At 60.8% G+C, this 26491-nt stretch carries 23 protein-coding genes; 15 read left to right on the plus strand and 8 right to left on the minus strand.

What is annotated here, in order from left to right:
• Window positions 1–45 precede the first annotated feature (45 nt).
• On the minus strand, window positions 46–2892 hold the full coding sequence (gene rapA, locus BHC62_RS18755) for an RNA polymerase-associated protein RapA (RefSeq protein ID WP_070995773.1): 2847 nt from the start codon (window positions 2890–2892) through the stop codon (window positions 46–48).
• 218 nt (window positions 2893–3110) lie between these two features.
• Between rapA and BHC62_RS18760 the strand changes: the two genes are divergently transcribed.
• The 4 genes from BHC62_RS18760 to BHC62_RS28255 all read left to right on the plus strand — a co-directional run bounded on the left by BHC62_RS18760 (window position 3111) and on the right by BHC62_RS28255 (window position 4130).
• Window positions 3111–3452, plus strand: coding sequence for a hypothetical protein (locus tag BHC62_RS18760; protein WP_029297088.1), 342 nt, complete (start codon window positions 3111–3113; stop codon window positions 3450–3452).
• A 25-nt stretch (window positions 3453–3477) separates the two neighbouring features.
• Window positions 3478–3669: a hypothetical protein gene (locus BHC62_RS28250; protein ID WP_133714123.1), complete on the plus strand. Its 192-nt coding sequence runs from the start codon at window positions 3478–3480 to the stop codon at window positions 3667–3669.
• 143 nt (window positions 3670–3812) lie between these two features.
• Complete coding sequence (gene ccoM / locus BHC62_RS29210) at window positions 3813–3929, plus strand: cytochrome c oxidase subunit CcoM (RefSeq protein ID WP_029297086.1); 117 nt, start codon at window positions 3813–3815, stop codon at window positions 3927–3929.
• Between the two features lie 15 nt (window positions 3930–3944).
• A complete protein-coding gene (locus BHC62_RS28255; RefSeq protein WP_143007555.1) occupies window positions 3945–4130 on the plus strand; it encodes a hypothetical protein in 186 nt (61 codons plus the stop codon).
• A gap of 37 nt (window positions 4131–4167) precedes the next feature.
• On the opposite strand, the gene BHC62_RS18765 is transcribed toward BHC62_RS28255, so the two are convergent.
• Both BHC62_RS18765 and BHC62_RS18770 read right to left on the minus strand, forming a co-directional pair.
• Complete coding sequence (locus BHC62_RS18765; protein WP_029297084.1) at window positions 4168–5643, minus strand: inorganic phosphate transporter; 1476 nt, start codon at window positions 5641–5643, stop codon at window positions 4168–4170.
• Between the two features lie 330 nt (window positions 5644–5973).
• Window positions 5974–6174, minus strand: coding sequence for a hypothetical protein (locus BHC62_RS18770; RefSeq protein ID WP_029297082.1), 201 nt, complete (start codon window positions 6172–6174; stop codon window positions 5974–5976).
• 538 nt (window positions 6175–6712) lie between these two features.
• Here BHC62_RS18770 and pcaR point away from each other — a divergent pair.
• The 11 genes from pcaR (at window position 6713) to pcaC (ending at window position 17669) form a co-directional block, all read left to right on the plus strand.
• Entirely contained in the window at window positions 6713–7555 is an 843-nt protein-coding gene (gene pcaR, locus BHC62_RS18775; protein ID WP_029297080.1) for a pca regulon transcriptional regulator PcaR, read from the plus strand.
• Window positions 7556–7729: 174 nt separating this feature from the next.
• Window positions 7730–9076, plus strand: coding sequence for an MFS transporter (locus tag BHC62_RS18780; RefSeq protein ID WP_029297078.1), 1347 nt, complete (start codon window positions 7730–7732; stop codon window positions 9074–9076).
• 202 nt (window positions 9077–9278) lie between these two features.
• Window positions 9279–10136: a CoA transferase subunit A gene (locus tag BHC62_RS18785; protein WP_029297076.1), complete on the plus strand. Its 858-nt coding sequence runs from the start codon at window positions 9279–9281 to the stop codon at window positions 10134–10136.
• Window positions 10136–10915: a CoA-transferase subunit beta gene (locus tag BHC62_RS18790; RefSeq protein WP_029297074.1), complete on the plus strand. Its 780-nt coding sequence runs from the start codon at window positions 10136–10138 to the stop codon at window positions 10913–10915. The genes BHC62_RS18785 and BHC62_RS18790 overlap by 1 nt, the downstream gene beginning before the upstream one ends.
• Window positions 10912–12117 (plus strand): 3-oxoadipyl-CoA thiolase, encoded by a 1206-nt coding sequence (pcaF, locus tag BHC62_RS18795; protein ID WP_169852022.1) that lies wholly within the window; start codon window positions 10912–10914, stop codon window positions 12115–12117. The genes BHC62_RS18790 and pcaF overlap by 4 nt, the downstream gene beginning before the upstream one ends.
• Window positions 12118–12145: 28 nt before the next feature.
• On the plus strand, window positions 12146–12850 hold the full coding sequence (gene pcaH, locus BHC62_RS18800) for a protocatechuate 3,4-dioxygenase subunit beta (protein ID WP_070995774.1): 705 nt from the start codon (window positions 12146–12148) through the stop codon (window positions 12848–12850).
• A gap of 1 nt (window position 12851) precedes the next feature.
• Entirely contained in the window at window positions 12852–13418 is a 567-nt protein-coding gene (gene pcaG, locus BHC62_RS18805) for a protocatechuate 3,4-dioxygenase subunit alpha (protein ID WP_070995775.1), read from the plus strand.
• A 183-nt stretch (window positions 13419–13601) separates the two neighbouring features.
• Complete coding sequence (locus tag BHC62_RS18810; RefSeq protein WP_029297066.1) at window positions 13602–14897, plus strand: MFS family transporter; 1296 nt, start codon at window positions 13602–13604, stop codon at window positions 14895–14897.
• A gap of 10 nt (window positions 14898–14907) precedes the next feature.
• Window positions 14908–16272: a 3-carboxy-cis,cis-muconate cycloisomerase gene (locus BHC62_RS18815; RefSeq protein WP_070995776.1), complete on the plus strand. Its 1365-nt coding sequence runs from the start codon at window positions 14908–14910 to the stop codon at window positions 16270–16272.
• 10 nt (window positions 16273–16282) lie between these two features.
• On the plus strand, window positions 16283–17074 hold the full coding sequence (pcaD, locus tag BHC62_RS18820) for a 3-oxoadipate enol-lactonase (protein ID WP_070995777.1): 792 nt from the start codon (window positions 16283–16285) through the stop codon (window positions 17072–17074).
• 202 nt (window positions 17075–17276) lie between these two features.
• A complete protein-coding gene (pcaC, locus tag BHC62_RS18825; RefSeq protein WP_029297061.1) occupies window positions 17277–17669 on the plus strand; it encodes a 4-carboxymuconolactone decarboxylase in 393 nt (130 codons plus the stop codon).
• 47 nt (window positions 17670–17716) lie between these two features.
• Here pcaC and BHC62_RS18830 read toward each other — a convergent pair whose 3' ends face one another.
• The 5 genes from BHC62_RS18830 to BHC62_RS18850 form a co-directional block, all read right to left on the minus strand.
• Window positions 17717–19297 (minus strand): M91 family zinc metallopeptidase, encoded by a 1581-nt coding sequence (locus BHC62_RS18830; RefSeq protein ID WP_083335457.1) that lies wholly within the window; start codon window positions 19295–19297, stop codon window positions 17717–17719.
• A gap of 167 nt (window positions 19298–19464) precedes the next feature.
• On the minus strand, window positions 19465–20364 hold the full coding sequence (locus BHC62_RS18835) for a polysaccharide deacetylase family protein (protein ID WP_070995778.1): 900 nt from the start codon (window positions 20362–20364) through the stop codon (window positions 19465–19467).
• Between the two features lie 84 nt (window positions 20365–20448).
• Window positions 20449–21699, minus strand: a complete 1251-nt coding sequence (locus tag BHC62_RS18840) for an OprD family porin (RefSeq protein ID WP_070995779.1) — start codon at window positions 21697–21699, stop codon at window positions 20449–20451.
• A gap of 166 nt (window positions 21700–21865) precedes the next feature.
• Complete coding sequence (gene adeC / locus BHC62_RS18845) at window positions 21866–23323, minus strand: AdeC/AdeK/OprM family multidrug efflux complex outer membrane factor (RefSeq protein ID WP_029297052.1); 1458 nt, start codon at window positions 23321–23323, stop codon at window positions 21866–21868.
• Window positions 23323–26490 (minus strand): efflux RND transporter permease subunit, encoded by a 3168-nt coding sequence (locus BHC62_RS18850; RefSeq protein WP_029297050.1) that lies wholly within the window; start codon window positions 26488–26490, stop codon window positions 23323–23325. Before BHC62_RS18850 ends, adeC begins: the two co-directional genes overlap by 1 nt.
• Window position 26491: the final 1 nt, after the last annotated feature.

Genomic DNA, 26491 nt, shown 5'->3' on the forward strand with positions numbered 1-26491 from the left:
GCCCGCATTGCGCGGGCCTTCTTGTTTGACAGGGCAGGGCGCGGATCAACCCGCTACCAACACCCGAATCGCTTCCAACCGCAACGCCGCCTTGTCGAGCATGGCCAGACCTTGCTCGCGTTGTTGGCGCAGGGCAACCAGTTCGCTGTCGCGCACGGTTGGGTTGACCGCTTGCAGGGCTGTCAGGCGCGCCAGCTCTTCGTCGGTGTCTGCTGCCAGGCGACGTTGCGCCTCGGCCACACGTTCGGCGTGGCGCGGGGCGATTTTCTCTTCGCCGGCGTTGATCCGTGGCGTCAGCTGGTCACGCTGGGCCTGCACGAACTTGTTGGCGCTGGCCCGTGGCACGCTTTCCAACTGGTCGTTCAGGGTGGTGAATGACACACGGCCCGACAAGTCATTGCCATTGGCATCCAACAGGCAACGCAGTGCCGCTGGCGGCAGGTAGCGACCCAGTTGCAGCGAACGCGGCGCCACCACCTCACTGACGTAGAGCAGTTCCAGTAACACGGTGCCCGGCTTGAGCGCCTTGTTCTTGATCAGCGCCACGGCGGTGTTGCCCATGGAACCGGACAGCACCAGGTCCATGCCGCCCTGGACCATCGGGTGCTCCCAGGTGATGAACTGCATGTCTTCGCGAGACAGCGCCTGGTTGCGGTCGTAAGTGATGGTCACGCCTTCGTCGTCGCCGAGGGGGAAGCTGGCGTCGAGCATTTTTTCGCTGGGCTTGAGGATCAGCGCGTTTTCCGAATGGTCTTCGCTGTCGATGCCAAATGCATCGAACAGGGTTTCCATGTAGATCGGCAGGGTGAACTGATCGTCTTGCTCCAGGATGTCTTCGACCAGCGCATCACCTTCACCTGCGCCGCCGGAGTTGAGTTCCAGCAGGCGGTCGCGGCCGGTGTGCAACTCGGCTTCCAGGCGCTCGCGCTCGGCGCGGGCTAGGTCGATCAGGCCTTGCCATTCGCCGTCGTCGGCGTTTTCCAACAGCGGCAGCAGGCGCGGGCCGAACTGGTGCTGCAAGGCGTTGCCGGTCGGGCAGGTATTAAGGAAGGCATTCAGCGCTTCGTGGTACCACTGGAACAGCCGCTCTTGCGGACTGGTTTCCAGGTACGGCACGTGCAATTCGATCACATGCTTCTGGCCGATCCGGTCCAGGCGCCCGATGCGTTGCTCCAGCAGGTCCGGGTGCGACGGCAGATCGAACAGCACCAGATGGTGGGCGAACTGGAAGTTGCGGCCTTCACTGCCGATTTCCGAACAGATCAGCACTTGGGCGCCGAACTCTTCATCAGCGAAGTAGGCGGCGGCACGGTCCCGTTCGAGGATGTTCATGCCTTCGTGGAACACCGTGGCCGGGATGCCGGAGCGCACGCGCAGGGCGTCTTCCAGGTCCATGGCGGTTTCGGCATGGGCGCAGATCACCAGGACCTTGGTGCGCTTGAGCATTTTCAGCTGGTCGATCAGCCACTCGACGCGCGGGTCGAAGCGCCACCAGCGGTTTTCTTCTTCGATATCCGGCTGCGACTGGAAGCTGACTTCCGGATACAACTCGGCATGCTCGCCCAGCGGCAGTTCCAGGTACTCGTCCGGGCACGGCAGCGGGTAGGCGTGCAGCTTGCGCTCGGGGAAACCTTGCACCGCGGCGCGGGTGTTACGGAACAGCACGCGGCCGGTGCCGTGGCGGTCCAGCAGTTCACGCACCAGGCGCGCGCTGGCTTCGGTGTCGCCATCGTTGACGGCGGCCAGCAGGGCTTCACCTTCGTTGCCAAGGAAGCCTTGGATAGTCTTGTGCGCAGCCGGTGAAAGACGGCCCTTGTCCATCAATTCCTGGACGGCTTCGGCCACTGGGCGATAGTTCTCGCTCTCGGCGCGGAAGGCTTTGACGTCGTGGAAACGGTTCGGGTCCAGCAGGCGCAGACGGGCGAAGTGGCTGTCCTGGCCCAGTTGTTCAGGGGTTGCGGTCAGCAGCAGCACGCCGGGAATGGTCTCGGCCAACTGCTCGACCAACTGGTATTCGGCGCTGGCTTTCTCTTCATGCCAGACCAGGTGGTGCGCTTCGTCGACCACCATCAAGTCCCAGCCGGCGGCGAACAGCGCGTCCTGGGCTTTCTCGTCATCCACCAGCCATTCCAGGGCCACCAGCGCGAGCTGGGTGTCTTCGAACGGGTTGCTGGCATCGCTTTCGATAAAACGTTCTTCGTCGAACAGCGCAACCTGCAGGTTGAAGCGCCGGCGCATTTCTACCAGCCATTGGTGCTGCAGGTTTTCCGGGACCAGGATCAACACGCGATTGGCGCGGCCGGACAGCAACTGGCGATGGATCACCAGGCCGGCTTCGATGGTCTTGCCCAGGCCTACTTCGTCGGCCAGCAGGACCCGTGGTGCGATACGGTCGGCCACTTCACGGGCAATGTGCAATTGGTGTGCAATCGGCTGCGCACGTACGCCACCCAGGCCCCAGAGCGAGGACTGCAATTGGCGGCTGGTGTGTTCCAGGGTGTGGTAGCGCAGGGAGAACCAGGCCAGCGGGTCGATCTGCCCGGCGAACAGACGGTCGCTGGCGAGGCGGAACTGGATGAAGTTCGACAGTTGGGTTTCCGGCAGGGTGACCTGCTCGTTCTGCCCATTGAGACCGTGGTAGACCAGCAGGCCATCGACATCGTCGACCTCGCGCACGGTCATTTTCCAGCCTTCGAAGTGGGTGATGGTGTCACCCGGCGAAAACCTCACGCGAGTGAGGGGCGCATTCCGTAGCGCATACTGGCGGGTGTCGCCAGTGGCCGGATAGAGCACGGTCAACAAGCGGCCGTCCTGTGCCAGAACGGTGCCTAACCCCAGCTCTGCTTCGCTGTCACTAATCCAGCGTTGCCCCGGTTGATACTGCTGCGCCATGCTGCCTGACTCCCGCCGTGAAAAAGCCGACTATTCTAACGGAACAAGGGCCCCAGCCAAAGGACTCTGACAAAAACTACTCCGCTTGCAGGGATGAAAGAGGGCGATTCGACGGGTGGCAGGGCACGGGTGACTGACGACTGGGTCACAAGTTGGCGAGCCTGGGCTCAAGTCGCTGGTGCGCCAGCCGACAGCCTGCTGACAGGAGACTAATAATTATGCTGCCACCGATCTTGCCCTTGAGTGTTGTGCCGGTCACGTCGCAACTCGACCCCGTGCGCCCAAAGCCCGATATTCCACCGGTGGTCCCCGCGCAGCCGAGCTCCAACGAAAGCACCATCGACCTCAAGCACCGCGACGCCGAACAATCGACGCTGATGCTGCGCGAAGAACAGCGGCGCCAGCAGGAACAGCAGAAACGCCGGCGCGAAGCCGACGAGGATCCCGAGCAGCACCTGGCCATTCCTGGTGATGAGCTCAATGCTGATAACACCGTGCCAGTCGCGCCGCTGATCGAAGACGCGCCCCGCCAGGGGTTGTGGGTGGATGTCGAGGTTTGACCCCCGGGCGGGCCAGGACGCATTATTGAGTCACTCCAGCCACCACGTAAGCCATGCCATGAGTGACGACAAGCTGATCGACCTGAATGCCGAACGGGCCAAACGGGTACATGACCTCAACGACAAGCGCCTGAATGACGTGCGCCAAGCGTTCGAGCAGGCCATGCCGCTAGGCAAGACGAAGAAAAAGTCGAAAAACAAAACGAAAAAGCGCTGAAATGACCTGAATCTGTTGATTCAGGTCAGTTATTTCCCTTCTATACGCCCCGTTGCGGGTGACATTGATCCCCGTCAATTTCTCCTCCCGCCTTCTTGGTTAACTTAGCCCCATCGCAACAGGGCAAGAGCAGGAGGCCGGTCATGTTTTTCGATAATGTGGTTTTCGCCGGGGTGCTGACTGTCGGCCTCATGGTGCTGTTTTTTGTAGGGTTTGGTTTTTTTATCTGGAAAGACGCGAATAAGCGTAAAAAACCATAGGTTTTTCCGGGTTACATGAGCACGCAAGGCATTTTGGGCGACTTCGGTCGCCCTTTTTTTTGCCCGGATTTTGACGCAGTTCTTGTAGGAACCGGCTTGCCGGCGAAAATCGCCAACGATAACGCGGTGGGCCTGGTGCCCGTGCTGCTCTCCAGTTTTTCGCCGGCAAGCCGGCTCCTACAAGGACAAAAAAAGGCGTGACCCTCGCGGGTCACGCCTTTTTCAGTTGCGCGGGCTGTTAACTGCCCAGCGCCTTGGATGCCAGCCAGAACAACCCGGCCGACAGGCTCACCGTGGCCGGAAGGGTCAGCACCCAGGCCATCAGGATGGTCTTCACGGTGCCGCCTTGCAGGCCGCTCTTGTTCGCGACCATGGTCCCGGCCACGCCCGAAGACAGCACGTGGGTGGTGGAGACCGGCAGGGCGAAGATGTTGGCAAAGCCAATCATGGTGGCGGTGGTGATCTGCGCCGACATGCCCTGGGCATAGGTCATGCCCTGCTTGCCGATCTTCTCACCGATGGTCAGTACCACACGCTTCCAGCCCACCATGGTGCCCAGGCCAAGGGCCAGGGCCACGGCGAGGATCACCCAGAACGGGGCGTATTCGGTGGTAGCGGTCAGGTCTTTACGCAGTTTTTCCAGGTCCGACTTCTCGCGGGAATCAAGGCCTGGCAGCTTGCCGACTTTCTTCGCGGTATCGTCCAGGCACAGCAAGTAGCGACGGACTTCAATGCGCTGGTCGGAGGTCAAGGAGTGGTAGTCAGAGACACCCTTCAATGTGCCGAGGAGGGCGTTGATGGTGGGTTCGGTCTGTTGCGGATTGCAACGGAACTTGCCTGGCAGGTCGTCTCTGACACTTTTGCCCAGGGCAAGGAATTCGCCGAGGGTTTCGTGGTTGCGCTGGTAGAACTGGTTGAGGTGCAGGGTGGCGTCGCGGGTTCGCTCGATCTGGTAAGTGGTGCTGCCCAGATCGAGTACGAACTGCGCGGGCACGATACCAATCAGCACCAGCATGATCAGGCCGATACCTTTCTGGCCGTCGTTGGATCCATGCACGAAACTCACGGCCATCGCCGAAATCACCAGTACCAGGCGGTTCCAGAACGGCGGGTGTTTCTTGTCGTCGAGCTTGCGGCGCTGGTCCGGTGTCTTGTGCATCTTGGACAGCGGACGCCACCATTTAAGACCAATCAACACCAGGGCTGCGACCAGGAAGCCGGCCATGGGCGAGAACACCAGCGAGGCGCCGATATCAATAGCCTTCTGCCAGTTGACCCCGTCCGCCAGCGGAATATCGTTGATCAGGGCATTGGCCAGGCCGACACCGAGGATCGAACCGATCAGCGTGTGGGAGCTGGATGCCGGGATCCCGAAATACCAGGTGCCGAGATTCCATGTGATGGCGGCGGCCAACAATGAGAACACCATGGCCAGGCCATGTCCGGTGTTCACATTGATCAGCAACTCCACCGGCAGCAAGTGCACGATGGCATAGGCAACGCCTACCCCGCCGAGCAACACGCCGAGGAAGTTGAACACCCCGGAAAAGAATACGGCCAGGTGCGGCGGCATCGCTTTGGTATAGATGACTGTGGCCACCGCGTTAGCGGTGTCATGAAAGCCATTGATGAACTCGAAGGCGAGGACAAAGGCGAGGGCGAGCAACAGGCTCACAAGAACCCAGGCATCCAGTCCGCTGAATAAATCGATCATGAAGGTTTTATGACCCGGTCGTAAGGGGGCGCGATTATGCCAGAAAACCTCAGTAATCGATGCACTAGCTGCTCGCCGGTAACATTCTTCAACGAATTAGTTTGGAGGAGGGGTGCAGCTACCAGATATTCCGGTGGTTTGGCAACTCATTGATTTGTAAAGAATAGAGGGTGCGGAGCGGGGTGCGACAATTAAGGTAAGGCGGCTGAAACGGTTGTATGAAATTTCGTAATGGCGCCGAAACTGACGATTGGAGGGCATGCCCAAGGCGCCCCTGCCAGAAGGTGCTGGCAGGGCGGTGACTGGCCGGGGGGCTCAGTCCAGCAGAGCTTATGGCTCTTCGGCCTTGAGGTCCTTTTCGATCTTTTGGATTTCCTGGGCAAACGCCTGGTCGAGCAGGCTGGCTCGTTTGCGCCATGGTTTGCGTTCCGGCTCCGGTTGGGCGGCGTAGGTGGTGACTTCCCCGCCGTAAACATCCTTGTAACGTTGCTCCTGGCGCTCAAGTTCCGCGCGCAGTTCGTCTTTCGTCACATTGCTACCTAATTGAGTTGAGTTTGATTCCGGTGAAGCGCGATATCACGAAGAGGCATACGACTCACCACTTCCGAATTGCGCGCGGCCACGGCACCGGGGAAGTACAACTGTCGTAGCAACAGTTTTCTTTTTCAGGCATGGGTACATGCGGCCAAGGCCTGGATAAGGCAAGGGCTGGGTTCAGCGGGATCAAAGATCGCGCGTCAGGCCCACTTCACATTGTCGCAGAGTGCATTATAGCGGCGCATTTGAATAAGACTATCGTCAACAAGTTAAAAAGCGTCAACTTGGCCTGGTGAGAGGGTAGTTCAATAGTGTCGAGAAGTTGGCGCCACTTGCTTAATAACCGGCATGTGACAGTTGAAAGTAAAATTGGCATTAATTAAGTCAACACTGCTGCGCCTGATCCAGGTAGCCAACAAATTGCGATTATCGAATGATAGTCCGATAATCGCCCAATCTTGGCGCCCCTGCCTTGTACATCTGCCGCGCGGCGGCTTGTAATGGCGCTTGAAAATAAGAGAAAGGACCTGAAATGAACGATCAATTGCGCAACTCCTTTGCCTCAGTGGCGCCGCCGATCGTTGCGTCACCGGCCAAACGCATCCAGGCGTTTACCGGCGACCCGGATTTCATGACCTCCCTGGCACGCGGGCTGGCCGTGGTGCAGGCGTTCCAGGAGCGCAAGCGCCACCTGACCATCGCGCAGATCAGCCATCGCACAGAAATCCCCCGCGCTGCCGTCAGGCGTTGCCTGCATACCTTGATCAAACTCGGCTACGCCACCACGGACGGGCGCACCTACTCGCTGTTGCCCAAGGTCCTGACCCTGGGGCATGCCTACCTGTCGTCCACACCCCTGGCGGTTTCTGCCCAGCCCTACCTGGACCGCATGAGCGAGCAGCTTCACGAAGCCTGCAACATGGCGACCCTGGAAGGTGACGACATCCTCTATATCGCCCGCTCCGCCACGACCCAGCGCCTGATCTCGGTGGATCTGTCGGTCGGTGGCCGGCTGCCGGCCTATTGCACGTCCATGGGGCGGATCTTGCTGGCCGCCCTGGATGATGCGTCGCTGCAGGACTACCTCGATCATGCCGACCTGCAAACCAAGACCAGCCGCACCCTGACCACGCCCGAAGCGTTGCTGGAATGCCTGCAACAAGTGCGGCAACAGGGTTGGTGCATCGTTGACCAGGAACTGGAGCAGGGCCTGCGCTCCATTGCCGTGCCGGTGTATGACGCGTCTGGCCAGGTGCTGGCTGCGCTGAACGTCAGCACCCACGCCGGCCGGGTCAGCCGTAGCGAGCTGGAGCAACGCTTCCTGCCGAGCATGCTTAGCGCCAGCCAGGAGCTGAGTGCCCAGTTGTTTGCTTAAGCTGTTCGGTGACCGCACAGATCCCGGTTTGATGAATTGACGGTGTTTCCCCTGGCTTATTAATGTCGCGGCAGCGTGATTGACCGCGATGGCGTACGCCGCAGGTCTGATTTCGCTCCAACAATAATGACGACTCACCGTCGTCCGCCCGCCATCGGTGTGGAAATAAAAACAATGAATCAGCCTTCGCCTTCTGTTGGTACATGTCTGGACGTGCAGTCCTTTATCAACGCGCAACCTTTGTCCCGCTATCAATGGCGGGTGGTGATCCTGTGTTTCCTGATTGTCTTTCTCGATGGCCTGGATACTGCGGCCATGGGCTTCATTGCGCCGGCGCTGTCCCAGGATTGGGGGATCGACCGCGCCAGCCTCGGCCCGGTGATGAGTGCGGCGTTGATCGGCATGGTGTTTGGCGCCTTGGGCTCGGGGCCCTTGGCCGACCGGTTCGGGCGCAAGGTGGTGCTGGTGGGGGCCGTGCTGGTGTTCGGCGCCTTCAGCCTGGCCTCGGCCTACAGCACCAACGTTGATCAGCTACTGGTGTTGCGGTTCCTGACCGGCCTGGGCCTGGGCGCCGGTATGCCGAACGCCACGACATTGCTGTCTGAATACACCCCGGAGCGCCACAAGTCGTTGTTGGTGACCAGCATGTTCTGTGGTTTCAACCTGGGCATGGCCGGTGGCGGGTTTATCTCGGCCAAGCTCATACCGCTGTTCGGCTGGCACAGCTTGCTGCTGATCGGCGGCATCCTGCCCCTGATCCTGGTGGGGGTGCTGCTGCTGTGGCTGCCGGAATCGGCGCGCTACCTGGTGGTGCGCAATCGCGGCACCGACAAAGTGCGCAAGGCCCTGGCACCCATCGACCCGGCCACCGTCGCCCAGGCCGCCAGCTTCAGTGTCCCGGAACAGAAAACCGTCAAGGCGCGCAATGTGTTCGCGGTGATCTTCTCCGGCACTTACAGCACCGGCACCTTGTTGCTGTGGCTCACGTACTTCATGGGCCTGGTGATTGTGTACCTGCTGACCAGTTGGTTGCCGACCCTGATGCGTGACAGCGGCGCCAGCATGGAACAGGCGGCGTTCATCGGCGCGTTGTTCCAGTTTGGTGGCGTACTCAGCGCCGTGGGCGTGGGCTGGGCCATGGATCGGTTCAATCCGCACAAGGTCATCGGTACTTTCTACCTGCTGGCTGGGGTGTTTGCCTACGCCGTGGGCCAAAGCCTGGGCAATATCACCCTTTTGGCCACCCTGGTGTTGATCGCCGGGATGTGTGTCAACGGTGCGCAATCGGCCATGCCTTCGCTGGCCGCGCGGTTCTACCCGACCCAGGGGCGCGCCACGGGTGTCTCGTGGATGCTGGGGATTGGGCGTTTTGGCGCGATCCTCGGCGCATGGATGGGCGCCACCTTGCTGGGGTTGGGCTGGAACTTCGAGCAGGTGCTGACGGCGTTGGTGATTCCGGCTGCATTGGCCACCACCGCGGTGTTGATCAAAGGCCTGGTTAGTCATGCGGATGCCACCTGAGACTTAAAGCCCGCTCCCACATGGACGGCGCTCACATTGAATTCAGGGGTGTTTGGCGGAATGTTAGCCAAGCAACAATCTGTTCGATTATCGAACGGATAGTCGATTATCGGATTGTTTGGCTCCAGACCCCGGCTTACTCTTCAAGCACTTCGGCGCTGCCTCCAGCGCCTTTTTCGACCTACATCGGGAGCCCAACCCCATGGCTGAAATCCTTTCGCTGGCTGATGCGGTAAAGCAGTTCGTCAATGACGGTGATACCGTCGCGCTCGAAGGCTTTACCCACCTGATCCCTACAGCGGCAGGTCATGAAATCATTCGTCAGGGCAAGAAAGACCTGACGCTGGTACGCATGACGCCCGACCTGATCTACGACCAACTGATCGGTGCCGGCTGTGCGCGCAAGTTGATTTTCTCGTGGGGCGGCAACCCTGGCGTGGGTTCCCTGCATCGCCTGCGGGACGCGGTCGAGAAGCAATGGCCGCAACCGTTGGAGATCGAAGAACACAGCCATGCGGACCTGGCCAACGCCTACGTGGCCGGCGCTTCCGGCTTGCCGTTCGCGGTGTTGCGGGCGTATGCCGGTTCCGACCTGCCCAAGGTCAACCCGTTGATCAAGACCGTGACCTGCCCCTTCACTGGCGAAGTGCTGGCGGCGGTGCCGTCGGTGCGCCCGGACATCACCGTGATCCATGCGCAAAAGGCCGATCGCAAGGGCAACGTGCTGTTGTGGGGGATCCTTGGGGTGCAGAAAGAGGCGGCATTGGCGGCCAAGCGTTGCATCGTCACTGTCGAAGAGATCGTCGATGACCTCAACGCGCCGATGAACGCCTGCGTACTGCCGACCTGGGCCCTGACCGCCGTGTGCCATGTGCCGGGTGGCGCGCATCCGTCCTACGCCCACGGTTACACCGAACGCGACAATCGCTTCTATCAAGCCTGGGACCCGATCGCTCGGGATCGTGGGACGTTTACCGCCTGGATCGATGAATACATCCATGGCACCGCCGACTTCAGTCAATTCCAGGCCAAGCTGGCTGCCGCCCAGGAGGCCAAGTAATGACTTACTCGACCAATGAAATGATGACCGTCGCCGCTGCGCGTCGCCTTAAAAACGGCTCGGTATGCTTCGTCGGTATTGGCCTGCCATCCAAGGCCGCCAACCTGGCGCGCCTGACGTCTTCGCCAGATGTGGTGTTGATCTACGAGTCCGGCCCGATTGGCGCCAAACCCTCGGTACTGCCGCTGTCCATTGGTGACGGCGAACTGGCGGAAACCGCCGATACCGTAGTCCCCACCGGTGAGATTTTTCGCTACTGGCTGCAGGGCGGGCGCATTGACGTCGGCTTTCTAGGCGCGGCCCAGGTCGACCGTTTCGGCAATATCAACACCACGGTGGTCGGTGACTATCATCAGCCCAAGGTGCGCCTGCCGGGCGCCGGTGGCGCGCCGGAAATCGCCGGTTCCGCCAAGAGCGTGCTGATCATCCTCAAGCAGTCGTCCCGTTCGTTTGTCGACAAACTGGACTTCATTACCTCGGTCGGCCATGGCGAAGGCGGCGATTCGCGCAAGCGCCTCGGCCTGCCAGGCGCAGGCCCGGTAGGGATTATTACCGACCTGTGCATCATGGAACCGGAAGAGGGCACCCACGAATTTGTGGTCACGGCTTTGCACCCAGGCGTGACCCGCGAGCAAGTGATCGCCGCCACCGGCTGGGCGGTGCGTTTTGCCGATCAACTCGGCACCAGCGCCGAGCCCACCGACATTGAACTGAACGCCTTGCGCGACCTTGAAGCCCGTACCGCCGCCGCCCATGGCCAAACCCCAGGAGAAGCCTGATGCGCGACGTGTTTATCTGTGATGCGATCCGCACCCCCATCGGCCGCTTCGGCGGTGGCCTGTCCACGGTGCGCGCCGATGACCTGGCGGCCTTGCCGATCAAGGCACTGATGGCGCGCAACCCGTCGGTGGACTGGACCGCGGTCGACGAAGTGTTCCTCGGTTGCGCCAACCAGGCTGGCGAAGACAACCGCAACGTGGCCCGCATGGCTTCGCTGTTGGCCGGCTTGCCATCGAGCATCCCTGGCGTGACCCTCAACCGTTTGTGTGCCTCGGGCATGGACGCCATCGGCACCGCGTTCCGCGCCATCGCCAGTGGCGAAATGGAGCTGGCGATTGCCGGTGGCGTCGAGTCGATGTCCCGTGCGCCGTTCGTGATGGGCAAGGCCGATGCCGCGTTCTCGCGCAACATGAAGCTGGAAGACACCACCATCGGCTGGCGTTTTATCAACCCGTTGATGAAGGCCCAGTACGGCGTCGATGCCATGCCGCAGACCGCTGATAACGTGGCGGACGACTATAAAGTCTCGCGCGCCGACCAGGACGCCTTCGCCTTGCGCAGCCAGCAACGCACGGCCGCTGCCCAGGCTGCCGGGTTCTTCGCTGAAGAAATCGTGCCGGTGCGGGTCGCCCACAAAAAAGGCGAGACCCTGGTGGAGCACGACGAGCATCCACGCGCCGACTCCAGCCTTGAGGCCCTGGCCAAGCTCAAGCCCGTCAATGGTCCGGACAAGACCGTCACCGCCGGCAACGCCTCCGGAGTCAACGATGGCGCTGCAGCCTTGATTCTGGCCAGCGCCGAAGCCGTGAAAAAGCACGGCCTGACTGCCCGCGCCCGGGTGTTGGGCATGGCCAGCGCCGGGGTCGAACCTCGTGTGATGGGCATCGGCCCGGTGCCTGCGGTGCGCAAACTGGTTGAGCGCCTGGGCCTGGCCGTCAGCGACTTTGATGTGATCGAACTCAACGAAGCCTTCGCCAGCCAAGGCCTGGCGGTGCTGCGCGAGTTGGGCCTGGCGGACGACGCAACCCAGGTCAATCCCAACGGTGGCGCAATTGCCTTGGGCCATCCGCTGGGCATGAGCGGTGCGCGCCTGGTGTTGACCGCGCTGCATCAACTGGAAAAAACCGGCGGCAGCAAAGGCCTGGCGACCATGTGTGTTGGCGTCGGCCAAGGCCTGGCCCTGGCGATTGAACGCGTTTGAGACTGACAAGAATAAAGAGGATGACTCCATGAGTGACAAGCCCGGATACCGGCGCCCGCAAGCGGGTACTCAGCCTGATTACCTGCACCCGGCCTACCAGTCGACGAACCTGCGTTCGCCGTCCAAGCCGTTGGTGTTTCTGCCCCATTCGCTATCGGAAATCACCGGCCCGACCATCGGCGCCGAACGCATTGCCGAGCACGACAACGACCTGACTGCCCAGCACGATGGCGAACCCCAAGGCGAGCGCATCATCATTCACGGTCGGGTCCTGGATGAAAACGGCCTGCCTGTGCCGGGCATCCTGGTCGAGATCTGGCAGGCCAACGCTGCCGGTCGCTACAACCACAAGCGCGACTTGCACGACGCGCCCCTGGATCCGAACTTCACCGGCACCGGTCGCACCGTTACCGACGCCGATGGCTGGTACCAGTTCCAGACCATCAAGCCAGGGGCCTATCCGTGGGGTAATCATCACAACGCCTGGCGTCCGGCACACATTCACTTCTCGCTGTTCGGCCCCAGCGTTCTGACGCGCTTGGTGACCCAAATGTACTTCCCTGGCGACCCGCTGCTGGCCTATGACCCGATCTACAACTGCGTGCCCGACACTTCGGCCAAGGAACGCCTGATCGCCAGTTTCGACCTGGAAAAGACCGTGCCGCACTACGCCCTCGGCTACCGCTGGGACATCGTCCTGCGCGGCCGTGACGCCACGCCGATGGAGAAATGACATGACCCTTAACGCAACCACGTCCCACACCGTCGGGCCGTACTATCACATCGGCCTGACCTGGCTGAACCGCGAAGACCTGGCCAACGCCGGTACCCTCGGCGAGCGCGTGGCGATCACCGGGCAAGTGGTGGATGGCAATGGCGATGTGGTCAACGACGCCATGCTGGAAGTCTGGCAGGCCAACGCCGCCGGCAAATATGACCACCCCGAGGATGACCAGGACAAAGCCCTGGACCCCAACTTCGAAGGGTTTGGCCGAGTGCCGGTGGATGGTGAAGGGCGTTTCCGTTTCAGCACCATCAAGCCCGGCAGCGTGCCGGGCCTCAAGGGCACAACCCAGGCGCCGCATTTGGTGGTGTTGGTGTTTGCCCGTGGTTTGGTGAAGCACTTGCTGACGCGGATTTATTTCGAGGGCGAGTCGGCCAATGGCGATGACCCGCTGCTGGCGTGTGTGCCGGCAGAGCGGCGGCGGACCTTGGTGGCCAAGGCGGATGCGACGGGGGTTTATCAGTGGAATGTGGTGCTGCAGGGGACAGATGAAGAAACGGTGTTTTTCGATTACTGAGTAGTCTGAAAGGGCCCCATCGCGGGCAAGCCCGCTCCCACATTGGAATGCGATCACCTGTGGGAGCTGGCTTGCCTGCGATGAGGTCGGTACAGGCGCCCACAATCCAAAGGTCTGCTTGCGGAACGAGGTTGTTGCAAAGTATGTCTAGACTCTAACCCGTTCCCCTCGAGTGAAAACAACATGACAACGAATACCAGTCACTACACCGGAGAAGAACGCAGCAAAAGGATTTTTGCGATTGTCGGGGCCTCTTCCGGCAACCTGGTCGAATGGTTCGACTTCTACGTGTACGCCTTCTGCGCCATCTATTTTGCCCCGGCGTTTTTCCCCTCCGACGACCCCACGGTGCAACTGCTCAACACCGCGGGCGTGTTCGCCGCAGGCTTTCTGATGCGCCCCATCGGTGGCTGGCTGTTTGGCCGGGTCGCCGACAAGCACGGGCGCAAGAACTCCATGATGATCTCGGTGCTGATGATGTGTGCCGGCTCGCTGGTCATCGCTTTCCTGCCCACCTACAAAGACATCGGCGCTTGGGCACCGGCCCTGCTGTTGATGGCGCGCTTGTTCCAGGGCCTGTCGGTGGGCGGCGAGTACGGCACCACGGCAACCTACATGAGTGAAGTTGCACTCAAGGGCCAGCGCGGCTTCTTCGCGTCGTTCCAATACGTGACATTGATCGGCGGGCAACTGCTGGCGGTGTCGGTGGTGGTGATCCTGCAACAACTGCTCACCGAAGACGAACTGCGGGCCTGGGGCTGGCGCATTCCGTTTGTGATCGGTGCGGTGGCGGCGGTGATTTCGCTGTTGCTGCGCCGCTCCCTGAAAGAAACCACCAGCAAGGAAATGCGTGACAACAAGGACGCCGGCAGCATTGCCGCGCTGTTCCGTGATCACAAGGCCGCGTTTATCACCGTGCTGGGCTACACCGCTGGCGGCTCGCTGATTTTCTACACCTTCACCACCTACATGCAGAAGTACCTGGTGAACACCGCCGGCATGCACGCCAAGACCGCCAGCTACATCATGACCGGTGCGCTGTTCCTCTACATGTGCATGCAGCCGCTGTTCGGCATGCTCTCGGACAAGATCGGCCGCCGTAACTCGATGCTCTGGTTCGGCGCCCTCGGCACCCTGTGCACGGTGCCGATCCTGCTGACCCTGAAAACCGTGACCAGCCCGTTCCTGGCCTTTGTGCTGATTACCCTGGCGCTGGCGATTGTGAGTTTCTACACCTCCATCAGCGGCCTGGTAAAAGCGGAAATGTTCCCGCCACAAGTGCGCGCCCTCGGTGTAGGCCTGGCCTATGCGGTGGCCAATGCGATCTTCGGTGGTTCGGCGGAATACGTGGCGCTGGGCCTGAAGTCCATCGGCCTGGAAAACACCTTCTACTGGTACGTGACCGGCATGATGGCCATTGCGTTCCTGTTCAGCCTGCGCCTGCCGAAACAGGCTGAGTACTTGCACCACGATCTGTAAGGGATGAGTTATGACACTGCGCACGAGCAACCAATTGTTCGACGCTTACTTCACCGCCGATAGCATGGCCGAGGTGTTCTGTGACCAGGGACGCTTGCAGGGCATGCTGGATTTTGAAGCCGGATTGGCCAGGGCGCAGGCCCGGGTCGGGTTGATCCCGCCGGCCGCCGTGGCACCGATTGCCCAGGCCTGCCTGGTCTCGTTGTATGACGTGGATGCCCTCGGCGTAGCGATTGCCACGGCGGGCAATTCGGCGATTCCGTTGGTCAAGGCCCTGGGCAAGTTGATTGCCAGTGAAGACGCCGGCGCCGAGCGCTATGTGCATCTAGGCGCCACCAGCCAGGATGTGATGGACACCGGCCTGGTACTGCAACTGCGCCAGGCGCTGGTGCTGATCGAGGCAGACCTGGCCCGGCTGGGCGCGGTGCTCGCCGCCCAGGCGCAGCGTTATGCCGACGTGCCATTGGCCGGGCGTACCTGGTTACAGCACGCCACGCCGGTCACCCTGGGGATGAAAATCGCCGGTTGGCTGGGGGCGGTGACGCGCAGTCGCCAACGGCTGCAGGAGTTGAAGCCACGCCTGCTGGTCCTGCAATTCGGCGGGGCGTCCGGCACCTTGGCGGCGTTGGGCGAGCAGGCGATGCCGGTGGCGCAAGCCCTGGCGGCGGAGTTGCAACTGACGCTGCCGGAACAACCCTGGCACACCCAGCGTGATCGGTTGGTGGAGTTTGCCAGCGTCCTTGGCCTGATCGCCGGCAGCCTCGGCAAGCTCGGTCGCGATATCAGCCTGTTGATGCAGACCGAAGCGGCGGAAGTGTTCGAACCGTCGGCACCGGGAAAGGGCGGTTCCTCGACCATGCCGCACAAACGTAACCCGGTGGGCGCCGCTGTACTGATCAGTGCGGCCACCCGTGTGCCTGGCCTGGTATCGACGATGTTCAGCGCCATGCCCCAGGAACACGAACGCAGCCTGGGCCTGTGGCATGCCGAGTGGGAGACCTTGCCCGAAATCTGCCGCCTGGTGTCCGGCGCCTTGCACCAAGCGCTGCTGGTGAGCGAAGGCCTGGAAGTCGACGCGCAACGCATGGGCAAAAATCTCGACCTGACCCAGGGGTTGGTGCTGGCCGAAGCCGTCAGTATCGTGCTCGCCCAGCGCCTGGGACGTGAAACCGCCCATCACTTACTGGAGCAGTGCTGCAAACGCGCCGTCGCCGAGCAGCGCCATTTGCGCGCGGTGTTGGCCGATGAGCCGCAAGTCACCGCCGAGCTGTCGGCGCTGGAGTTGGATCGCCTGCTGGACCCGGCGCATTACCTGGGCCAGGCACAGACCTGGGTCAGCCGCGCCGTGGCCGAACACTTTGCATTTTCTGCCTGAGGAGGCTGCTGTGGGATCTGTACAACTCGCCGATGGCGAACTGAATTACCAACTGGAAGGCCCCAAAGGTGCGCCGGTATTGGTGCTGTCCAACTCACTGGGCACTGACCTTAGGATGTGGGACACGCAGATGCCGGCGTTCACCGAGCACTTTCGGGTGCTGCGCCTCGATACCCGTGGCCACGGCAAATCCCTGGTTACCGCAGGCCCCTACAGCATCGAACAGCTAGGGCGGGATGTGCTGGCGCTGCTGGATGCGCTGAACATCGAACGCGCGCATTTCTGCGGCTTGTCCATGGGCGGCCTGATTGGCCAGTGGCTGGGCATCAATGCTGGCGAGCGCTTGCTCAAACTGGTGGTGTGCAACACCGCAGCGAAAATCGGCACTGCGGATATCTGGAACCCTCGAATAGAAATGGTCCTGCGCGATGGCCCGGCGGCCATGGTGGCGCTGCGCGATGCGTCGATTGCGCGCTGGTTTACCGCAGACTTTGCTCAGGCCCATCCCGAGCAGGCCCAGCGGATTACCGACATGCTGGCCGCCACCGATCCCGCCGGTTACGCCGCCAACTGTGGCGCGGTGCGCGATGCCGATTTGCGCGAGCAAGTGTCGTTGATCAGCGTGCCGACCCTGGTGATCGCCGGTACCGAAGATGCGGTGACACCGCCGTCTGGCAGCCGCTTTATCCAGGAGCAGGTACGGGGGGCTGAGTACGCCGAGTTCTACGCGGCGCACCTGTCCAACGTACAGGCCGGGGCTGCGTTCAGCGATCGGGTGCTGGCCTTTTTGTTAGCTGATTGATGGGGTTTGGGTTTGGTTGTGGTTGTGGCGAGCGGGCTTGTCGGAACGCCGCATCGCCCGCGTTGGGCTGCGCAGCAGCCCAAAAAAACCCCCAGAGTTGCATCAGATAGGACTGGGACGCAGGTTTTAGGGCTGCTGCGCAGCCCAGCGCGGGACAAGCCCGCTCGCCACAACAACCCCGCAGTCAATATAGGAGAATTTTGTGGACGAGAAACAACGTTATGCCGATGGCCTCAAGGTACGTCGTGAAGTGCTGGGCGATGCCCATGTCGATCGCAGCCTCAATGCCCTGACCGAGTTCAACAGTGAGTTCCAGGAAATGATCACCCGCCACGCCTGGGGTGACATCTGGACCCGCCCGGGTTTGCCCCGGCACACTCGTAGCCTGATCACCATCGCGATGCTGATCGGCATGAACCGCAACGAAGAGCTCAAGCTGCACCTGCGGGCCGCCGCCAGCAATGGCGTGACCCGCGCCGAGATCAAGGAAGTGCTGATGCAGAGCGCGATCTACTGTGGGATCCCGGCGGCCAATGCGACCTTCCACCTGGCGGAGTCGGTATGGGATGAGTTGGGGGTTGAGTCGCGCGGTTGAGGGCGGCTTCTCCCCCTCATGCATCGCTCAGGGCGGCTGATTATTGCTCAGTCAATGTGAGAGTAAGACTTGCGCAGGGGAAAGCCCATTTCTTCACGCAGCGCATTTTCGGTAAAGGTCTTGGGGTTGGTTGTCGTGGGGGGAGTGGCGCGGTCGTTGTCAAAATCAAAGGCCGCTGCATCGGTCTCCACGCCAACGGCTTGTCGCTCTGAGTTGGGCTCTGGAACCTCCAGATCAGGTCTAGTGGTTGTACCCGGTAAGAAAGTGCCAGTGGCGCCGTTATAGGCATGTGCCATTTCATGGTAGAACTCGACTATCGGCGTTATCAGGGTGGGAGTGAATATGATGCGCGGGTTGCTGTGTATCGTCGCGCTGGTCGCCACCGAACCCTTGGTATTGTCGTGGATGAAACCTAACTGTGCGGACTCGCTGATATCGTCATAGTCCTTGAGTTGTTTGTCGGTCTCTCTTGTGAACGCGTTGGCGAACGAATAGTTAGAGCGGTTCAAGGTTTCTTTGATCGTGACGGGAGCACCATTGCGCTCGGCGGCCTGGTCTAACTCGGTGAGCATCTTTTGCGCAGTCGGCGAGTTTCTAAAGAACTCAAGATCATCTTCTGTACGCTGTCGGAACTTATCTGTGCCTTCGATATTCAAGCCCTTATTGCCGGCATCGCTTATTGTGACTGGTATTAATGTAGAACCGGGAACCCGGCACACACGATCCCCGGCATCGGCATAGACTTTGTCGCGGGCATCGTTTGCAAAGACGGTATCCCGGCCCCGCCCGGTATAAAAGGTGGTAGGGCCTCTTCCGTACATAAAGTCCTGGCCGGGGCCACCGTGCATCACGTTAAAGGGGCTTTCGTTGATCATGAAGTCGTCGTCTGCGCCCCCATCCATGTAGCTGAAAGTACCTTTGCTCCCGGCGCCAGAAAACATCTGGTCTCTGCCGGTATTTCCATACATCACGGATTTACCGGTCCCGCCTTTCATTTTGTCATCGCCACTGTTGCCTTCGGCATAACCGGCCCCGCTGCCCAAGGTGATGTCATCATTTCCAGCCCCGCCATAGACTGCAGTCAAACCACTGCCAAGGGCTTCAATCTGGTCATTGCCTCTGCCACCTTCAATGGTGATGGGTACGGTGACGCTGGGATCAACCTTGATTTTGTCATTGCCGCCTTTGGATTTTATGTGCAGTTCTTCAGGGTAGTCTTCATGGTTGTTGAGCCTTAAAGTGTAGTGAGCGCCATTGACTTGCAAGTTGATTTCGTTGGCTGAAGGTTGGCTGACCTTTATAGTGTCTGCTTTGTCTCCGGTTTCTATTTGAAGAACGTTGTTGATATTGCTATAGCCATCCTCTTTTTCAATTGTCCAGGAGGATTTATGGATGACTTTTATGTTGTTATCGCTAAAGAGTAGCGCCGAGTTTGTGTAGTTTGGGTATTTCTCGACGTAATTCTGCTCGGGTAGGAGTTTTGACTTTGATGTAAGGCGGGCGGTCGCTTCTTGTATGTGGGGGCTTTGAATCACGGTAACGGCGGGAGTGGTTCTTTGGCCGGAAGTTTCGGAGGGTGGGGTAGAAAGGGGGACGTTGGGATATGTTGAAGCAGGTAAGTTAACCATTACAGAATCTCGCTAGGACGTATGCGCTTTGAGAGTCGGTGGTGGGTTGTTGGGTAAACGTTCCTGAAGAAAGTAATACCGGTTTTTTAAATGACTTAAAGTATCTGGCTCACGATAGTCGACAGATACTCATGGAGAAGGTCTGTTTTACTTCTGGTTCACGCGTCTCATCGGGCGTCCGCGTCCCACACCCAATTCCACATACCGGGCAACTGCACCACCTCGTGGAGGTCTTTTACGGTGCGGGCCAAGGCGCCACGTTCCAGCGCCGAGCGGTCGCTGTAGAACGGTTCAGCGGCAGTTTTCAAGCCATTGGCCTGGGCGCTGTCCATCAGGATCTGCAGGTATTCCTGCAGGTGCCGGGCGGTATAGCGGTTGATGTCGTGAAAGGTGACGACCACGGGAATCACCCCGTCGACGGTCGGCAACTGGCCCAGGGCAATGCGTTCGCGCACCAGCGACAGCTGCCGCAACAGGTTGGCGCGGCGCTGGGGGCTGGCGTTGAAGCCCCAGATCTTGCCGTCATTGGCACTCAAATCGGTCAACAGAATCTGCATGCCGTGGCGCTGGTACGCGGCGAAGGTCCGTCGGTCGTAGTTCCAGAACGGTGGGCGTACCAGCCTCGGTGCGGCGCCGGTGATCGAGGCGATGCTCGCGGCGCCCTGGCGCAGGGTCTGTTCCAGGTCGTTGTCATTGAGCAGACGGTGATTGCTGTGCCAGCGCGTGGCAGTGTGAAACGCCAGGATATGGCCAGCAGCGTGCTCACGCGCCATGGTCTTGCGCCCGCGCGGGCTGCCACCGGCGCGCCAGGCGTCGGTCTGTAAAAAGAAGATCGCCTTGATCCCCGGTTGCACCGGGTTGTCGGCCAGGTCCTGAATCACCGAACGGCTGGGGTTGGCGTAGCCCGAAGCACTGGGGCCATCATCGAAGGTCAGCAAAAAGCGGATCGGCGCCTGGGTTTGCAGGCGTTGTTCGGTCAGTGGCGTCAACGCTACGGGCGCGCCGATGCAGCCACTGAGGCAAAGTGCCAGGGCGAACAGGGCGGTAGCGAGGACGGCGGGCTTCATGGTGTGCGCGGGCTCAGGTAAAGGCCGCTACTGAGTGGGATCAGCAGCGGCAGGCGCGCACCATACAGCAAGATTGTCGCCGGTTTACAGCAGACTTATCGGATAGCTGACGATCAACCGGTTTTCATCAAATTCGTTGTTGCTGTAGTCCCGACGCATGCTGGAATTGCGCCAGCGCAGGGTAAGGTTTTTCAGGCTGCCGCTTTGCACGGTGTAGCCGACTTCGCTTTCCCGGCCCCATTCCTTGCCGTCGCTGACGGTGGCGGTATGCACGTTGCTGCCGCTGATGTAGCGGTTCATCAGGGTCAGCCCAGGCACGCCGAGCGCGGCGAAGTTGTAGTCATGGCGCAGCTGCCAGGATTTTTCCTCGGCGTTGTCATAGCTGGCATTGAAGCTGTCGTTGGCCAGGGTGCCGCCGCTGGTGCCATTGACCCGCATCCACGCGCTATTACCGCTGAGTTTTTGCAGCCCGACGTAGAAGGTGTTGCCGCCGTACTTGGCCGAGAACAGGCCGGACCAGGTCTTGTTGTCCAGGTTGCCGGCACGGGCGCTGCCGTCCTCCTTGCCGTAGAAGAAGCCCAGGTTGGCGCCCAGGGTCCAGTCGCCCACGGGCTGGCTGTGGGTCAGGTTGAGGTATTGCTGGCGGTAGATGTCCTTGAGCTGGGCATTCCACACGCCGACCTGGGTGCGCTTGTCGTTGAATGCATATTCGGCGCCCTGGAAGTTGAAGCGATCGGAGGTGAAGGCGGTTTTACCGAACATCGACATGTCGGTCATGCTGCTGTCATCACGCGGGCTGTTGGCGCGGAACTGGCCGCCATACAGGCTCAGGCCGTCGATCTCTCTGGAGGTGATCTGCCCGCCGCGCAGGGTTTGCGGCAGGGAGCGACCGTCGTCCGAACGCAGGATCGGCAACACCGGCATCCACTCGCCGACTTTCAGCTCGGTCTTGGAAAACCGCGCCTTGAACGCCACCCCCAGGCGACCGAAGTTGTCCGCTGGTTTGCCGTCGTGATCCAGGGGCAGCAGTTGAGTGCCGCCAGAGCCGCCGCCGCCGTCGAGCTTTTGCGAGTACATACCCAGCACGTCCACGCCAAAACCCACGGTGCCCTGGGTGAAGCCGGACTTGGCGTCGAGGATGAAACTCTGCGTCCACTCCTGCGCACCGCCCTGGGTCTTGGTCGGGTCGGTGAAATTGCGGTTGAAGAAGAAGTTGCGCAGGTTGAGGTTGGCGCTGGCATCTTCGAGAAAGCCGTGTTCTTCGGCGACAGCGGGAAGGGCAAGGCTGGCGACAGCGGTAGCCAGCAATAGCCGGCGAGGGTGCAAAGTGCTCATGGCGTGGGACCTGTTGTTATTGGTGGTTTTCAGGTGCGGGCCATGGTGCGTGGCGTTGCCGGGGCGATTCAATTGGGGGAGGGCGGGTTTTGGGCGGTGATCGCACGAAACTGTGCGCCCATGAAAAAGCCCACCAAAAGGTGGGCTTCGTGTGTCGCTACGCCGCTCAGAACAACTTGAGTTTCGGCGCTTCTTCTTTCACTGGCTCATTCTTCGCCGTCTGTTCGTTCCAACCGCCACCGAGGGCCTTGTACAAGGTCACTTCGCTGGTCAGTTGGGCCAGGCGGTCGGTGATCAGCGTTTGCTGGGCAGCGAACAGCTGGCGTTGGGCGTCGAGGAAGGTCAGGTTGCTGTCGACACCAATGCGGTAGCGACGCTCTGCCAGACGGTAGTAGTCCTGGTTCGCCGAGACGAAATCACGCTGGGCCTGCAACTGTTGGTTGTAGGTCGCACGTGCCGCCAGGCCGTCGGAGACTTCCTGGAACGCGGTCTGGATCGACTTCTCGTAGGTCGCGACGTTGATCTCTTTCTGGATCTTCGAGTAGTCCAGGCTTGCGCGCAGGCTACCGGCGTTGAAGATCGGGATGTTGATCTGTGGCGCGAACGACCAGGTACCCGAGCCGCCCTTGAACAGGCCGCCGAGGTCCGGGCTCAACGTACCGGCATTGGCGGTCAGGCTGATGCTCGGGAAGAACGCAGCCCGTGCCGCGCCGATATTGGCGTTGGCAGCCTTGAGGTTGTGCTCGGCCTGCAGGATGTCGGGACGACGTTGCAGCAGGTCTGAAGGCAGACCAGCCGGTACTTCGCTCAACAGGTCGTCGGACAGCGGCTGAGTCACGAGATTCGCCGGCAGGCCGGTGCCCAGCAGCAGGGTCAGGTTGTTTTCGTCCTGGGCCACCTGGCGGGTGTAGCGGGCCAGTTGCACACGGGCGCTTTCAACCGAGGTGCGCGCCTGGCTCAAGTCCAGGGCCGAGGCCACGCCGACTTCGTTGCTGCGCGAGGTGAGCTTGAAGCTCTGCTCGTAGGCGGCCAGGGTGTCCTGGGTCAGCTTGAGCAGTTCCTTGTCCGCTTGCCAGGTCAGGTAGGCATTGGCCACGCTGGCCACCAGGCTGATCTGCGTGCTGCGGCGCGCTTCTTCAGTGGCGAAGTATTTCTGCAACGCTTCTTCGCTCAGGCTGCGTACCCGGCCGAACAGGTCCAGCTCGTAGGCGTTGATCCCGAGGGTCGCCGAGTAGGAGCTGGTGATGTTCGATTCGCCGGTTTGCGAGGCCCGTGCCGGAACGCGCTGGCGGCTGCCGCTGCCATTGGCGCCGACGGCCGGGAACAGGTCCGCACGCTGGATGCGGTACTGCGCGGCAAAGGCGTCGATGTTCAGCGCGGCGACGCGCAGGTCACGGTTGTTGACCAGTGCAACCTGGATCAACTGTTGCAGGGCAGGGTCGTGGAAAAACTGCTTCCAGCCCTGTTCGGCCGCGGCCTGGCTCGGCGCCTGGGCCGACGAATACGCCGGCCCCTGCGGGAATTGGGCGGCAACCGGCGCTTCAGGCTGCTGATAGTCAGGGATCAGCGAGCAGCCACTGAGCACAAATGCCGTGACTGCCAGGGAAAGTAGCGACTTGCGCATTAGCCAGCCTCTTTAGGAGTTTGCGGTGTATCGGACTTGTCAGTTTTTTTCCGGCTGCCAATGGCGGACACGGTCACGAAGAACAGTGGCACCCAGAAGATCGCCAGGACGGTAGCGGTGATCATACCGCCAATTACCCCGGTACCGATTGCGTGTTGGCTGCCCGAACCTGCGCCCGAGGAGATCGCCAGCGGCAGTACACCGAGGACGAACGCCATGGACGTCATGATGATCGGACGCAGACGCATGCGGGACGCTTCGATGGCCGCCTCGACGATGCCCTTGCCCTGTTCATGCAGCTCCTTGGCGAACTCCACGATCAGGATGGCGTTCTTCGAGGCCAGGCCCACGGTCACCAACAACCCCACCTGGAAGAACACGTCGTTGGACAGTCCCCGCAGGCTGGTAGCCATCAGTGCACCGATTACACCCAGCGGCACAACCAGCACCACCGCAATCGGGATCGACCAGCTTTCGTACAGCGCTGCCAGGCAGAGGAACACGACCAGCAACGACAGGGCGTACAGCGCAGGCGCCTGGGAGCCGGACAAGCGTTCTTCATAGGACAGGCCGGTCCAGGCATAGCCCACACCCGCTGGCAGTTGCTTGGCGATACGCTCGACTTCTGCCATCGCATCACCGGTGCTGTAGCCCGGCGCCGGGGTCCCGAGGACTTCCATTGCCGCTACGCCGTTGTACCGCGACAGTTTCGGCGAACCGAAGATCCAGTTGCCAGAGGCAATGGCTGATAACGGCACCATTTTCCCGTCGTCGGCGCGCACGTACCATTTGTTCAGGTCTTCCGGGGACATCCGGCCAGCGGCATCGCCCTGGATATAGACCTTCTTCACCCGACCACGGTCGATGAAGTCGTTGATGTAGCTGCCACCCAGGGCAATCGCCAGGGTCTGGTTGATGCTCGACAGGCTGATGCCCTGGGCGCTGGCCTTCTCGTCGTCGATGGTCAACTCATACTGCGGCTCATCGTTCACACCGTTTGGACGCACGCCAGCAAGAATCTTGCTTTGGGCCGCCATGCCGAGGAACTGGTTACGGGCGTTCATCAAGGCATCGTGACCAACACCGCCCTGATCCTGCAGGAACACGTCGAACCCCGTTGCGTTACCCAGCTCCAGTACCGAAGGCGGCACGATGGCGAACACCATGGCGTCCTTGAAGGTCTGGGAGAAATAACCCTGGGCCCGCTTGGCCACCTCGAATACCGACATCGAGGCATCCCGCTCGTCCCATGGCTTGAGCATCACAAACGCCAGGCCCGAGCTTTGGCCACGACCGGCAAAGTTGAAGCCGTTGACGGTAAACACCGACTTCACGGCCGAACCTTCACCTGGCTCGCCTTCCTTGTCGTTGAGCAGGTAGGCACGCATGTCGTCGATCACGGTCTGCGTACGCTCGGCGGAAGAACCGACCGGCGTCTGCACCTGGGCGAAGATCACACCCTGGTCTTCCTCGGGCAGGAACGCGCTCGGAATACGGGTGAACAGCCAGATCATGCCAGCGAAGATGATCAGGTACACCAGGAACGAAGGCGCCTTGTGCTTGATCATGTTGCCCACGCCACGCTCGTAGCTCAGTACGCCACGGTCGAAGGTGCGGTTGAACCAGCCGAAGAAACCACGCTTGGGTTGCCCGTGTTTCTCGGGGTCGATCGGCTTGAGCATGGTGGCGCACAAGGCCGGGGTGAAGATCAGTGCAACCAGCACCGACAGGGCCATCGCCGACACAATGGTGATGGAGAACTGTTTATAGATCACACCCGTGGAGCCGCCAAAGAATGCCATCGGCAGCAGTACCGCCGACAGTACCAGGGCAATACCCACCAAGGCGCCCTGGATCTGGCTCATGGACTTGACCGTCGCCTCCTTGGGCGACAGGTGTTCCTCGGCCATCACCCGCTCGACGTTTTCCACCACCACGATCGCATCGTCCACCAGCAAGCCGATGGCCAGGATCATGCCGAACATGGTCAAGGTGTTGATGGTGAAGCCGAAGGCCGCGAGGATGCCGAATGTACCCAGCAATACCACCGGTACCGTCATGGTGGTGATGATGGTGGCGCGGAAGTTCTGCAGGAACAGGTACATCACCAGGAACACCAGGATGATCGCCTCGACCAGGGTATCGACTACCCCGGAAATCGATTCGGTCACCACGGGGGTGGTGTCATAGGGAACCACGGCTTTCATGCCAGGCGGGAAGAACGGCTCCAGGGACGCGACCGTGGCGCGGATGGCCTTGGCGGTGTCCAGGGCGTTGGCGCCCGAGGCCAGTTTGATCGCCATGCCGGAAGCCGGCTTGCCGTTGAACTGGGCGCTGATGCTGTAGTTCTGACCACCCAGCTCGACCCGGGCGACATCGCCCAGACGCACTTGGGAGCCATCGCTGTTCACGCGCAGCAGGATCTTTTCAAACTGCTCGGCGCTTTGCAGACGGGTCTTGCCGATGATGGTGGCGTTCAACTGAGTGCCGGGCAAAGCAGGCAGGCCGCCCAGTTGGCCGGTGGCCACCTGTACGTTCTGGGCCTGCACGGCGGCGCTGACATCCACCGGGGTCATCTGGAAGTTGTTCAACTTGGCCGGGTCCAGCCAGATACGCATGGCGTACTGGGAACCGAAGACCTGGAAGTCACCGACGCCAGACGTCCGCGAAATCGGGTCCTGGATGTTGGAAACGATGTAGTTGGACAGGTCATCCTTGGTCATGGTGCCGTCTTCGGACACCAGGCCGATCACCATCAGGAAGTTCTTCACCGACTTGGTTACGCGGATCCCTTGCTGCTGCACTTCTTGCGGCAGCAATGGGGTCGCCAGGTTGAGCTTGTTCTGCACCTGGACCTGGGCGATGTCGGGGTTGGTCCCCTGGTTGAACGTCGCGGTGATGGTCATGCTGCCGTCGGAGTTACTGTCCGAGGCCACATAACGCAGGTTGTCGATACCGTTGAGCTGTTGCTCGATTACCTGCACCACGGTGTCCTGCACGGTTTGTGCGGACGCGCCTGGGTAGGTCACCTGGATATCAATGGCGGTTGGCGCGATGGCCGGGTATTGGTTGATGGGCAACTTCAGGATCGACAGTGCCCCGACCAGCATGATTACCAGGGCTATTACCCAGGCAAAAATGGGACGGTCGATAAAAAATTTCGACATG

Source organism: Pseudomonas sp. 06C 126 (genome assembly GCF_001855215.1).
Lineage (GTDB): Bacteria > Pseudomonadota > Gammaproteobacteria > Pseudomonadales > Pseudomonadaceae > Aquipseudomonas > Aquipseudomonas proteolytica.